This is a genomic window from Caulobacter sp. P4_E5, assembly GCF_056401555.1.
On record NZ_JBFUJD010000059.1, the window covers coordinates 1 to 12,623 of the forward strand.

At 69.9% G+C, this 12,623-nt stretch carries 10 protein-coding genes; 6 read left to right on the forward strand and 4 right to left on the reverse strand.

The genetic code is table 11. The features are described from left to right. The 4 genes from AC1DSO_RS17205 to AC1DSO_RS17220 all read left to right on the forward strand — a co-directional run. Nucleotides 1–1,123 (forward strand): hypothetical protein (locus tag AC1DSO_RS17205; RefSeq protein WP_477069983.1); only part of this gene is annotated, 1,123 nt, incomplete at its 5' end. Nucleotides 1,124–1,125: 2 nt separating this feature from the next. Further along, complete coding sequence (locus AC1DSO_RS17210) at nt 1,126–1,845, forward strand: polysaccharide biosynthesis/export family protein (RefSeq protein ID WP_477069984.1); 720 nt, start codon at nt 1,126–1,128, stop codon at nt 1,843–1,845. Between the two features lie 24 nt (nt 1,846–1,869). Further along, nucleotides 1,870–4,041 carry a GumC family protein gene (locus AC1DSO_RS17215; RefSeq protein ID WP_477069985.1) on the forward strand — a complete coding sequence of 724 codons (2,172 nt, stop codon included), beginning with the start codon at nt 1,870–1,872 and terminating at the stop codon, nt 4,039–4,041. Nucleotide 4,042: 1 nt separating this feature from the next. After that, the gene (locus tag AC1DSO_RS17220; RefSeq protein WP_477069986.1) at nt 4,043–5,236 is read left to right on the forward strand and encodes a hypothetical protein; all 1,194 of its coding nucleotides are present in this window, start codon (nt 4,043–4,045) and stop codon (nt 5,234–5,236) included. On the opposite strand, the gene AC1DSO_RS17225 is transcribed toward AC1DSO_RS17220, so the two are convergent. Together AC1DSO_RS17225 and AC1DSO_RS17230 are read right to left on the reverse strand one after the other, a co-directional pair. Next, nucleotides 5,217–5,759 (reverse strand): GNAT family N-acetyltransferase, encoded by a 543-nt coding sequence (locus AC1DSO_RS17225; protein WP_477069987.1) that lies wholly within the window; start codon nt 5,757–5,759, stop codon nt 5,217–5,219. The genes AC1DSO_RS17220 and AC1DSO_RS17225 overlap by 20 nt on opposite strands. Next, nucleotides 5,756–6,472: a sugar transferase gene (locus AC1DSO_RS17230; RefSeq protein WP_477069988.1), complete on the reverse strand. Its 717-nt coding sequence runs from the start codon at nt 6,470–6,472 to the stop codon at nt 5,756–5,758. The genes AC1DSO_RS17225 and AC1DSO_RS17230 overlap by 4 nt, the downstream gene beginning before the upstream one ends. Before the next feature lie 252 nt (nt 6,473–6,724). Between AC1DSO_RS17230 and AC1DSO_RS17235 the strand changes: the two genes are divergently transcribed. Next, the gene (locus AC1DSO_RS17235) at nt 6,725–7,054 is read left to right on the forward strand and encodes a hypothetical protein (RefSeq protein WP_477069989.1); all 330 of its coding nucleotides are present in this window, start codon (nt 6,725–6,727) and stop codon (nt 7,052–7,054) included. Between the two features lie 26 nt (nt 7,055–7,080). Here AC1DSO_RS17235 and AC1DSO_RS17240 read toward each other — a convergent pair whose 3' ends face one another. Continuing rightward, nucleotides 7,081–9,078 carry a cellulase family glycosylhydrolase gene (locus tag AC1DSO_RS17240; protein ID WP_477069990.1) on the reverse strand — a complete coding sequence of 666 codons (1,998 nt, stop codon included), beginning with the start codon at nt 9,076–9,078 and terminating at the stop codon, nt 7,081–7,083. A 31-nt stretch (nt 9,079–9,109) separates the two neighbouring features. Then, nucleotides 9,110–9,937 (reverse strand): phytanoyl-CoA dioxygenase family protein, encoded by an 828-nt coding sequence (locus AC1DSO_RS17245; RefSeq protein ID WP_477069991.1) that lies wholly within the window; start codon nt 9,935–9,937, stop codon nt 9,110–9,112. Between the two features lie 344 nt (nt 9,938–10,281). Between AC1DSO_RS17245 and AC1DSO_RS17250 the strand changes: the two genes are divergently transcribed. After that, complete coding sequence (locus tag AC1DSO_RS17250) at nt 10,282–12,552, forward strand: TonB-dependent receptor (RefSeq protein WP_477069992.1); 2,271 nt, start codon at nt 10,282–10,284, stop codon at nt 12,550–12,552. The last annotated feature ends 71 nt before the right edge of the window (nt 12,553–12,623 follow it).

A 12,623-nucleotide genomic window follows, 5' to 3' on the forward strand; every position in this document is an offset into this window, starting at 1 on the left:
GTCCTATGTCGACGGCGGCTTTGGCAAGACCCGGTTCCAGGGCGCCGACGACGGCGGCTTCAAGGCGCGGCTGGTCCCCGTCGAGGCCGACCTGATCTGGACGCCGCGCTTCACCTCGTCGCTGAGCGCCAACGTCTCGGTGGCCTATCAGAAGGACCACGAGGAAAGCGTCGACCTGATCGAGGCGTTCGTGAACTACCTGCCCGAACGCAAGGGCGCGGTCGGCGTCTCGGCCCGCGCCGGCCTGATGTGGCCGGAGATCTCGCTGGAGCACTCGACCGGCGGGGCCTGGAGCGTCGTCAACACCATCACGCCCTCGACGATCAACGCCTGGGTCGGCGAGGAGGTCAAGGTGCTGGGCGGCGAGGGCACGGTCCACGCCGCCGTCGGCCAGAGCGAGCTGACCGCCACCGTCGGCCTGTTCGGCTACAACGACACCTCGGGCACGCTGCTGTCGTTCCGCGGCTGGGCCCTGCACGACGAGAAGGCCACGGCCAAGGGCTATTTCAAGCTGCCGCCGTTGAACAACTTCATCGTCCACCTGCAGGAGGACCGCACCAAGTCGACGGCCGAGCTCGACCACAATGTCGGCTTCTACGGCCGCCTCGACTGGCGGCCGCCGCAGCCTTGGGGCGCGTCGGTGTTCTACTACGACAACAAGGGCGACCCGGAGGCCTTCACGACCGCGGGCCAGTGGGGCTGGCGCACGCGCTTCTGGAACGTCGGTTTCAACGCCGACCTCGGACCCAACACCCGCCTGCTGGCCCAGGGCATGACCGGCTCGACCATCATGGGCTTCGAGACCGCTGGCCAACGCTGGGTGCACACCAAGTTCCAGTCGGCCTATGTGCTGGTCACCCACATGTTCGGCGACGTCGCCGTCACCGGCCGGGCCGAGGCCTTCTCGACCGACGAGCGCGGCAGTGAGATGCCCCGCGACAACAGCGAGGACGGCTGGTCGCTGACGGCGGCGGCCCGCGTGCCGATCAACGCCCGCACGACGGCCCTGTTCGAGGCGCTGAACGTCCGCTCCAGCCGCGGGACCCGCGTCACCCTGGGCGGCCTGACCTCGCCGTTCGAGGGTCAGACCGTGTTCCAGGCCTCCCTGCGCATGCGGTTCTGAGGATGCGCCGTCGCTTCTTCCTGCTCGGCGGCGCGCTGCTGCTGCTGAGCGCCTGCGCCGAGCAGCCGCGTCTGGGCGAGCTGAAAGGCCCCATGACCGTGGCCCAGCGGACCGAGCTGCCGCCGCCCAGCGGGGCCGACCTGGTCGCCGCCACCACGGCCTATCGCATCGGTCCGCTGGACAAGCTGTCGATCGTCGTCTTCGGGGTCGAGGACCTCTCGGGCAAGTTCCAGACCGACGCGGCGGCGCGGCTGTCGATGCCGCTGATCGGCGAGGTCGACGCCTCGGGCCGGACCCCGTCCGAGCTGGCGACGATCATCTCCGGCAAGCTGGGCGCCCGGTTCATGCGCGACCCGCAGGTGACCGTGAACCTGGAGGAGACCACCAGCCAGGTGTTCACCGTCGATGGCCAGGTGACCCAGCCGGGCAGCTATCCGGTGGTCGGCAACATGTCGTTGATGCGCGCGGTCGCCACCGCCAAGGGGACCGGCGAGTTCGCCCGCCTCGAGGACGTGGTGGTGTTCCGCATGGTCGACGGCCAGTCCCTGGCGGCGCTCTACAACCTCGGCGCCATCCGGCGCGGCCTGTACGCCGACCCCAAGATCTACGCCAACGACGTGATCATCGTCGGCGACTCCGTGGCCCGCCGACACTTCCAGCAGTTCCTGCAGATCACCCCCCTGCTGACCACGCCGCTCATTCTCGCCCTGGAAAGATTCTGACGCATGGAACGGGTCTCACCCCAAATGCTCGGACTCGCCTCCGGGGACGTTTCGCTCTTCACGGACAAGGCCGAGGGCATAGGCCGGGCCGCCACGCCGCCGCTTCGCCGGCTGCTGCGCGCCGCCACGCGCTGGCGCTGGGTGCTGCTGGGCGGCGTCGCGGCCGGCGCCTTGGCCGGCGTGGCCCTGACCTTGGTCATCCCGCGCCAGTACGCCTCGGCCGCGCGGCTGGAAATCTCGCGCGAGACGGCGCGGGTCGTGAAGATCGACAGCGTCGAGCGCGACACCAGCATCGGCGACCAGGAATTCTACCAGACCCAGTACGGCCTGCTGCGCACGCAGCTGCTGGCCGAGCGCGTGGCCCGCGACCTGGGCGTCGTCGACGATCCGGCCTTCTTCAAGCTGTTCGGCCGCCGCGACCTGTTCGAGGGCGGCAAGGCCGATCCCTCGACGCGGGCCAAGCGCACCGAGATCGCCGGCAAGATCCTGCTGCAGCACGTGGGCGTCGCGCCCGTGCGCGGCTCCAGCCTGGTCGACGTGCGGGCCGTGACGCCGGACCCGGCGCTGTCCCAGAGGATCGCCCAGGCCTGGGGTGAGGACTTCATCGCCACCAATCTGGAGCGCCGTTTCGAGGCGTCCGGCTATGCCCGCAAGTTCCTGGAAGGCCGGATCGAACAGCTTCGCGAGAAGCTGGAGATGTCCGAGCGCCAGGTCGTGGCCTACGCCGTGCAGCAGGGGATCATCAACCTGCCGTCCTCGATCGACGCCAGCGCCAGCGGCGCGGCGGTCGGCGGCCGCTCGCTGCTGACCGACGACCTGATCGCCCTGAACTCGGCCCTGGAGGTGGCGACCGCCGAGCGCATCGTCGCCGAGAGCCGGCTGAACGAGATCAAGCGGCCGGACGCCAGCAGCATCGCGCTGGGCAACGACGCCATCGCCTCGATGCGCCAGAGGCGGGCCGACACGGCCGGGGAATACGCCAAGCTGATGGTCCAGTTCCGCCCGGACTATCCGCAGGCCAAGGCGCTGGCCTCGCAGATCCAGGCGCTGGACGCCGCCATCGGCCAGGAAGAGGGCCGGGTGCGGGTGTCGCTGCAGCAGGCCTATGACTCCAGCCAGACCCGCGAACGGGCCCTGACCGCCCAGGTCGAGGGCCTGAAGGACGGCCTGGCCGACCTGCGCCGCCGCAGCATCCAGTACAACATCTACCAGCGCGACGCCGACACCAACCGCGAGCTCTATAACGCGCTGCTGCAGCGCTACAAGGAGATCGGCGTCGCCGGCGGGGCCGAGAACAACAACGTCGCCATCGTCGATCCGGCCCGGCTGCCGGACCGCCCGGCCTCGCCCAAGCTGCTGGTCAATCTGGTCCTGGCGATGCTGGCCGGCGGCCTGGCCGCGGCCCTGGTCGCCGCGGGCCTGGAACAGATCGACGAGGGCATCGTCGACCCGGCGGACCTCGAGGAAAAGCTGGGCCTGCCGCTGCTGGGCGTCGCGCCCAAGGTGCAGGTCGAGGACCCGCTGATGGCCCTGCGCGACCCGCGCTCGAAGCTGGTCGAGGCCTATCTGTCGGTGCACGCCAATCTGGAGCTGTCGACGGCCAAGGGCGCGCCGCGCTCGCTGGCCGTGATCAGCACCCGGCCGCGCGAGGGCAAGTCGACGACGACCGTGGCCCTGGCCCAGTCCCTGGCTCGGGCGCGCCGCAAGGTGGTGCTGGTCGACGCCGACCTGCGCTCGCCGTCGGTCCACTCGGCCTTCGGCCTCAAGAACGGCCTGGGCGTCAGCAACTTCCTGTCGGGGGCCGAGGACCTCGACAGCGTCCTGCACGCGACCGAGCATGAGGGGCTGTGGGTGATGACCGCCGGACCGCCGCCGCCGAACGCCGGCGACCTGTTGATGGGCGACCGCCTGGCGCTGCTGGTCAAGCGGCTGAAGGAGCGCTTCGACCATGTGATCGTCGACTCGCCGCCGGTGATCGGGCTGGCCGACGCGCCGCTGGTCGCCGCGGCGGTCGACGGCGTGGTCTATGCGGTCGAGGCTCGTTCGGTCCCGGCCGGCACGGTGCGGGCGGCGCTGTCGCGCCTGCGCGCCTCGCAGGCCCACATCCTGGGCGCGGTGCTGACCAAGTTCGAGGCCAAGAAGGCCGGCTACGGCTTCGACTACGGCTATGGCTTCGACTACGACTACGGGCGCTGAGATGGGAGCCGGGGCGGTCGCGGCGCGGACGGTGATCGCCCTGGGCGTGGCGGCGGGCCTGGCGCTGGCGGTCCGTGATGGGGCAGCCACCGAATGGGGACGAAGCGATCCCGCCCGCGCCGCCGGGCTCGCGCCGTCGGACGCCCGGCTCGCCGTCCAGGCCGCCCGCGCCAGGGTCGACGCCGGCGCCCCGGCGACGGATCCGGCCGTGCGCGACCTGGTCCGCCGCGCCCTGGTCCGCGATGTCACCCTGCCGCCTGCCGTCGAGCTGCGGGCCCTGGACGCCGAGGCCTCGGGCGACAAGCGCCGGGCGGCGGCGTTGTTCGCCCTGTCCGACCGGATCAGCCGCCGCAGCCTGGGCACGCGCGTCTGGCTGATCCAGCAGGCGGTCGAGCGCGGCGACGTCGACGGGGCGCTGCGGGACTTCGACATCGCGCTGCGGACCTCGTCGGCGGCCCCGCCGATCCTGTTCCCTGTGCTGGCGAGCGCCCTTTCCGATCCCGACCTGGTCCCGCCGATTGCCCGGCTGCTGGACCGGCCCAGCGACTGGCGGGCGATGTTCCTGCACGATGCTGTGGTCGAGCGCCGCGCGCCGCCGGGCGTGACGGACCTGGTGCTGGCGGTCCGCGACCGGGCGATGGTGCGGCGGGCCGGCGCCGACCAGGCCCTGATCGGACAACTGGTCGCCCAGGCCGCCTTCGGGGAGGCCCGTCGCGTGCGGGACGCTTTCCAGCCGCTGGCCCGCGCCGAGGCGGACGCGCTGCTGGCCGACCCGACGTTCTCGCGCCCCGACCAGGCCGCGCCGTTCGGCTGGCGGCTGACCGAGCGCGGCGAACTGGAGGCGATCCGGGGCGTGGTCGGCGGCCGGCCGGCCCTGACCTATCAGGCGCTGGGCGGCGCGGGCGGGGTGGCGGCGGTCCAGCTGCTGACCCTACCAGTCGGGGACTACCGCCTGTCGGTCCGCACCGCCGCGACCGATCCCGCGGCCGTCCCGTTCTGGACCCTGACCTGCGGCGAGGCGGGCGGACGCCAGCTTCTGCAGCTGGACCAGGCGCACCGGCCGGGCGGCGAGGCCAGCGGCGAGGTCACGGTTCCCGACGGCTGTTCCGGCCAGTGGCTGGCGCTGCACCTGCGCCGCGCCGACGCGGCGACCCAGGCCGGGGCGGTGGCGTCGGTCAGCCTCGTCCGGCGCTGACCGTCTCGGGCGGGTCCAGCACGAACCGCCCGAACACCGCCAAGCCGAGGGGCCGCGTGCGCCGCCCCGCGCCGACCAGCCGGTAGCCGGCCGCCTCGGCCAGGCGGATGGAGGCGGGATTGTCCTTCTCGACCACGTACCACAGGCGATCATCCGGATCGGTCAGGGCCTGAACCATCGCCAGGGCCAGGGTCGCCAGGCCCAGGCCGCGAAGCTCCGGCTGGGTCCAGACGTCGCCAACCTGCAGGTCGGCCGCGCCCATGAACGGAAAGCGAGCCCAGCGCGGGGTCACGATCAGCCGGTGCGCCAGGCGGTCCTCGCGCCAGAGCGTCAGCTCCAGGAATCCGGGCCGGCTGAACAGGGCCAGGCGCTCGAAGGCCCACCAGACCCCGTTGCTGAAACGGCGCGACCCCGGCGGCGGCGGGCCGTCCCGGCCGGGCGACCAGACACGGACGGAAAACGAAGGTGGCGGGGTCGGCGCGGTCGGCGCGCCGCCCGCCCGGCGGTAGAAGCGCTGGATCAAGCCGCGTAGCCGGGCGGCTCGGCCCGGGGCAGGGGCGCGCCTCGCCGGCAGACCAGCCGCAGTTCGTCGCTGGCCGCCAATTCTTCCAGGATCGCGTCGACGCCTTCCAGCGCCGCGGCGTGCGACAGCGCGCCCAGCGCCGTCAGGCCGATGATCCGCAGGTCGATCCAGAAGGTCCGCCGCTCGACATACAGCAAGCCCAGGCGGCTCTTCCACGGCCGGATGACCTCGTCATAGAGGGCGTCGGGGTCGACCGCGCCGTCCAGGATCTCGGCCTCGTCGGCGAACAGGATCGAGGCCAGGTCGGTGATGCCGGGGCGCACGCTCAGCAGGCGCATTTCGCGCGTGGTGTAGTTGTCCACCCCGCCGCGCCGGGTGTTCGGGCGCGGCCCGACGATGCTCATCTCGCCGCGCAGCACGTTCCAGAACTGCGGCAGCTCGTCCAGCTTCCAGCGCCGCAGGACGTGGCCCAGCGGGGTGATGCGGCTGTCGGACTGGGTGGTCGAGGCCGCGCCCTTGAACTCGGAGTCCGCGGTCATCGAGCGCAGCTTGGCCATCCGAAAGTCGCGTCCGTCGCGCCCGACGCGCACGCCCATGAACAGGGGCGAGCGCCGGTCCTGGGCCCAGATCAGCGTCATGGCCAGCGCCAGCACCGGCGCGGCCAGGATCAGCATGGCCAGGGACAGCAGGACGTCGAAGAGTCGCTTGGCCATCGAGGCTCCTTGTCGTTGCGCGGGGCTTGTCGTTGCGGGGGAACGGAAGCCAAGCGCCGCCGCATCGGGGGCGATGTCGCGACGCCGTTTGGGGCGATCGACGTCGTGATGACCGTGCGAGCGGCGCCTGGCTGACGGCTGGAACGCTGCCGCCTTCGATGAGTGCGCCGGCGGCGGCCCCGCGTTCAAAGAGCGACTGACTTCTTCGTGCTTGGGGGTGGCCTGGACGCGCGCGTCGGGCTAACTGCGTGCATGGCGCGAACCAACAACAGCTCCGAGATCGAAATCGAGGTCGGCGGCGAGCCGTATTTCTGGCGGCTGCATCGCCAGCCCGGCTGGTCCAACGACGGTCCCGAGCGGCACGGCATGGCCATCGCCGTGCGCCACGCCGAGGGCAAGCGCGAGGCCGTCGTCGAGTTTCCGCCTGGCCCGCAGCCCCGCTACGGCGCGCCGATGCTGAAGCCCGCCCACATCGCCCCGGCCCTGGTCGCCAAGGCCATCACCTCGGCCATCGCGGCCGGATGGGAGCCGCTGTCGCGCGGCAAGACCGTCGCCATCGTCGTCGACGAGACCGGCGGCTGAGGCCTGTCGCTGACGCCGCAGATCGGTCAGACTTCAAGGTAAAGCGGCGGCGGGTCCTGCGCGCCGGCCGTGGGCGGATTGGGCGACGGGGTTAGCCTCAAGTCGACACGACCGCGCGCCAGCGCGTGCACCAGCAGGCGTTGGCCGGCGGTGTCGCGCACGAGGCGGACGCGGGCGCCCTCCGCCTCGACGTCGAAGCCGGTCGGATAGTGGAGGCGGGGGACGTAGATCTCGGTCGGCGCGTCTATCGCCGGGTCGGCGTCGAACCGCAGGCGGAAAAGGCCGACGTCCCCTTGGAACGCCATGTCGCCGATCCGCCCCTGAACGGCGCGCGCGAACGGGCGGCAAAAGCCCGCGACGGCCCGACCGCCCGAGTCCGGATCCCTTGGCGCGTCGTGCTGATCGACGGAAAAGATCGAAAGATCCTCCTGGTTCCAGCCGTCTCCGATGCGCAGGCTGTTGCGGTTGCTGGCGGTGTAGTTCCATTGCGTCGCGTGCAGCAGCAGGGCGTCCATGGCGTCGTACATGGCGGCCAGCGCTCGAACATGCGGCGCCCAGACCGCGGGGTCCCGTCGACCGAGGGCCCATTGGGCGTAGGCTTCGCCGTCGTCCAGATCGAACGGGATGCCGAACTCCCCGATCAGGGTCGGCGCGCCCCCGGGGATCCGTCGTGACAGGGCCGCGTAGTGGGCGAGCTGACGCCCATAGCGGTCTTGGCTTTCTCCCGGCGCGGCGTCCGGCTCGACCGTCTTCCGGAACAGGATGGCGATGTCGTACCAGTGGCTGGCGTTGACCGACCGCTCGGGCATGTCGTCCGGAAACGAGCGCCCGAACACGGTCCCGAACGGATCGAGCTCGGCGAACACCGCCCAGTCCGGCGCGTGTTTCCGGGTGGTCTCGGCCACCTTCCGAAACAGCGGTCCGAACGCGTCGTTGGGGATGTCCAGGGCGCGGCCGGCGTGGCGGCGAAAGACGTCCTCGGCGATGGCGACCGGGCGGCCGCGCTCCAGGCGATAGACGCCGGCGCGTTCGAAGGGGCAGTCCGCGCCGGAAGCCCAGATCGAGACGCCGTCGGGATTGACCGTCGTCTCGCCGTCGGGTTCGGCGGCGCCGGTGCGGGGATCGCGACGCAGGAGCGGGACCGTGGTCGGAACGCCGCGCGCCACCGCCAGGCTGTCGAGCGGCGACAGGGCCGGCCCGGCGCGCGGCGGCGTCGGGTCCTCGGCCGACCGGGCCAGATGGCGATAGCTGAGGCTCTGACCCAGCCAGCCGATCCCCGGCTCGTTCAAGGTGTCGAAGCCCAGGACGTTGGGCAGCGTCTTGAGCCGGCGCGCCACCGCGTCGATCGCGCCGAGATACCGGCCTTGCAGGAAGTCCTGCACGTTCAGCCCGTCGATCTTGAAGTCCGGCGTGAACGTCCGTCCGCCCCAGAACAGCGTCCACATGATCCCGTTGGCCGGCAGGCGGTAGTTCGAGCCCCAGCTCATCTGCGGGTAGGCCGCCTGACGATCGCTGGGATCAGCGTAGTCGAACTGGGCCTGCATCACGTGCGCGGCGCCGGCGGCGGGAAAGCGAGCGAAGTCCAGGCCGACCGCCTCGAACGTCCAGCCCGGCGCGCCGTCTCCGCCGCTCATCCGGCTCCAGACGTCCTGGTGGAAATCGACGAAGACGTGCAGGCCGTGTTCGGCGCAGCGCCGGCAGACCTCCGTGAAATAGTCCAGATAGGCTTCGTCGTAGAGGCCCGGCCCGGCGTGCTCGACGGCCTCCCAGGTGGTCAGCAGCCGCACGACGTTGAAGCCCCATCCCGCCAGCCGCGCCAGGTGTTCGTCGGCCCCTTCCAGCGGAAAGGGGCGGCCGATGAAGCTGACCTGGCGGTGATCGGAGAAGTCCGAGGGGAACTGGGTGCCGCCGTCCGGATAGGGCGTCTTGCAGTCGCCGCCCAGATTGACGCCCCGAAGCATGACCTGGCGGCCTTGGGCGTCCAGGAAGAGATCGGCGTGGGGGCGGATCTTGGTCAGAGTCATCGTCTGGCCTTTCGCGGGAAGGGGCAGGGCTCTAGCGGCCGTTTTCGAGGACGCTGAACTGGCGGCTCGGGTCGTTCATGAGGATCTGGTCGCCATCGGGCAGCGGCGCATAGGCGCCGTCCGGGGCGTATTGCAGGATGTAGGCCTTGCGCACCGTTCCGGTCCGGAGATTGGGCCCGGTCCGGTGCGGCGCCAGCGAGGAAAAGACGATCACGTCGCCCGCCTTGGCCGGCACGCACACCGCGTCGGGGACGTTCTCGAGACACTTCAGGCCGATTTCGGTGGGCCAGTGCAGCAGGGTGCCCAGTCTGTGCAGGCCGGGCGCGATCCACGGACAACCGTTTTCCGCGTCGACGTCGACCAGCGGGATCCACAGCGTCAGGTACTGCTGCGGGGTGACAAAGGTGTAGCCGTTGTCCTGGTGCCAGGGGAATTCCTGCGGCTTGCCCGTCTTCTTGTAGACGGACTGGTCCCAGTAGAGGCGGACGTCCGGCCCGATCAGGTCGTGGCAGACGGCCTTGATCGCCGGATGGGCGGCGAAATCGCGCAGGATCGGCGAGCTCGCGACGATGTGGGTCGTGAAGGTGATGATGTCGGCTTCCGACAGCCGCATCCGGCCGGCGTGCTGCTCGCGGACATAGCGTTCGCGTTCTTCCTCGATCGGATCGATGGCGGCGGTGACCGCGGCGATCTCCTCCGCCGTAAAGGCCCCCTCGAGCTTGAAAAAGCCGTCCCGGCTGAACTGGGCGGCCTGAGCGTCGGAGAGGCGGTGGAGCGGGGTCTGGTCCCGGTCGCGCCAGACGAAATCGCGGTTCAACGGATGGAGCTGGACGCCCGCGGCGGATGCGGTGGTGGGCATGGTTTCTCTCGATGGACTGAACGAAAGGACGGGCGGACGGCGTGAGGTCGTTCGCGGGCCGGAGAAGGGGCCAGGCGCTACCTGGCTTCGTATCGATCGAACTTTTTGATTTATCCGAAAAAATATCGAATTTACGTGTTGAGGCGATATGTGATGTAAAAAATCGAATCCCGCAAGGCGTTTCGGTTTGGATCGAAGGCGTGGCGGTGGCGTCCATTCCCTCAAAAATGGCCGTTGGCCCCGAAATTCCGCGAAAAGCGACCGGAAGATTGACTTCGATATAAAATAGATCGAATAATCGCGTTGCGACAAAAATCAATAATTCATCGCAGGGAGGGGAGCATATGATCCAGAAAGAGGGCGTCCGGTCGTTCGCCGCGCCGCGCCGTCGCGCGTCGGTCCGTGTCGAGCTTTTGGCGGCGACCGCGCTGGCGGCCTTCGCCGCCTCGGCCGTTCAGGCCCAGACCGCGGCCGACGGCGCCAAGCCCGCGGCCACCGTGATCGGCGAGATCATCGTCACCGCCCAGAAGCGCGAGGAGCGGCTGCAGGACGTGCCGCTTTCGGTGGCGGTCGTCAGCGCCGCGACGCTCCAGGCCTTCCGGTTCAATGAAACCACCGACATCCAGTACCTGACGCCGGGCGTGCAGCTGACCAACGCGGCCGGGCCGCGCAGCTTCGGCTTCTTCGTACGCGGCGTCGGCACCAGTTCGTTCTCGTCGGAATCGATCGAGGGCAGCACCGCCTTCGTCGTCGACGGCGTCGTGCTGGGGCAGGCCGGATCGTCCCTGACCGACCTGCCGGACATCGAGCGCCTGGAGGTGCTGCGCGGGCCGCAGGGCACGCTGTTCGGCAAGAACGCCTCGGCCGGCGTCATCAACGTCACCACCAGCCGACCCTCGGACACCTTCCACGCCAAGGTCTCGGGCAGCTGGGCTTGGCCCAACGACGAGCGCAAGGTCAGCGGCCTGATCACCGGGCCGATCACCGACAATCTGCGTTTCCTGGCCTCGGCGCGGATGAACAAGCGCGACGGCTACATCGACAACGTCCGTGACGGCCGCAAGCTGAACGACCGCGACGACCATGGCTTCCGCGGCAAGCTGGAATGGACCCCGACGGCCGGCCTGGAGGTCACGACCATCGCCGACTATTGGAAGCGGGACGCCACCTGCTGCATCTTCACGCTCTATTCGGTCGGGCCCGCGCCGTCGCTGGCGCCCGAACGTCAGAGCCAGGCGGCCGGGATCGTCCCGTCGCGGACCAACGAAAAGCAGAATATCGGCGGCGACGTCTTCTCCCAGGCCGAGAGCTACGGCCTGTCGACCCAGGCTGATTACCGGCTGGGCGACGGCTACACCCTGACCTCGATCACCGCCTGGCGGCGCTGGTTCACCCACGACGGGCTGGATTCGGACTCCAGCCCCCTGAACCTGCTGGACGTGAACTACGCCGATCTGAAGCAGCGCCAGTGGACCCAGGAACTGCGGCTGACCTCGCCCCAAGGGCGGCGGGTCGACTATGTCGCCGGCGTGTTCTTCTTCGACGGCAAGGTCGGGTCCACCTCGACCCAGCGCTTTCCGACCGTGCCGCTGCCCTTCTACAACAAGGTCGTCCGCAACGAGGCCAGCACCCGCAACATCGCGCTGTTCGGCCAGGCGAACGTCAATCTGAGCGACAAGTTTCGGGTGATCCTGGGCGGACGGGTGCTGGAGGAGACCGCTTCGGCCGACAAGCGGCGGTACGATCCGCTCTATCGGCTCAGCGACAGCGCCTCGGCGCGCAAGCGCAGCCAGGCCGCCGTCTGGCGCACCGGCCTGCAGTACGATTTCAGCCACGATGTCATGGCCTTCGTCACCGCGACGCGCGGCTACAAGGGCGGCGGCTATGACACCAATATCGGCCTGGGAGCCTTGCCGAGCGTCGCGCCGGAAAAGCCGCTGAACTACGAGCTTGGCCTGCGCACCAGCTGGCCCGAGCTGCGCCTGATCTTCAACGCGACGGCCTTCGACACCGATGTCAAGGGTTACCAGGTCTCGGCGCGCGATCCGGTCACGACCATCTATTCCATCCAGAACGGCGAGGTGAAGACCCGCGGCCTGGAGTTTGACCTGACCTCGCGTCCGCTCGCCGATGTCGACTGGACCCTCACCGCCAGCGGCGCCTTCATCGACGTGACCTGGGGAGATTATCGCAACGCCCCCTGCGGCCAGAGCGTGACCGCCGTCTGTCCGGCGCCGCAACAGGATCTCACCGGCCAGTGGACGGGATCGCCCAAGCGCACGTTCAACCTGGCGTCTCACTACGAACGGCCCGTCGCCGGCGCGCTCAAGCTGCAGGTCGATCTGGGCGTCAGCTACCGTTCGAAGATGGGCATGGCCTTCCCGAACGATCCGGCGGCGATCCAGGATTCCCTGACCTTGGTGAACGGCGCGATCGGCGTGGCGGCGGCGGACGGCAGCTGGAAGATGGCCGTGTTCGGCAAGAACCTGACCGACCGGATCTACAACCAGGTGATGTTCGCCACGCCCTTCGGCGCGGCGCCGGGCAACTACAGCCAGTTCATCCCCTACGAGGCGCGACGCATCGTCGGCGTGTCGCTCGACCTCGCCTACTGACCTCCACCTCGACTGCCGCCCGCGCACTTTCCCCGCGCGGGCGGCCCTTTTCGTCGGATTTCGCGCGAGAC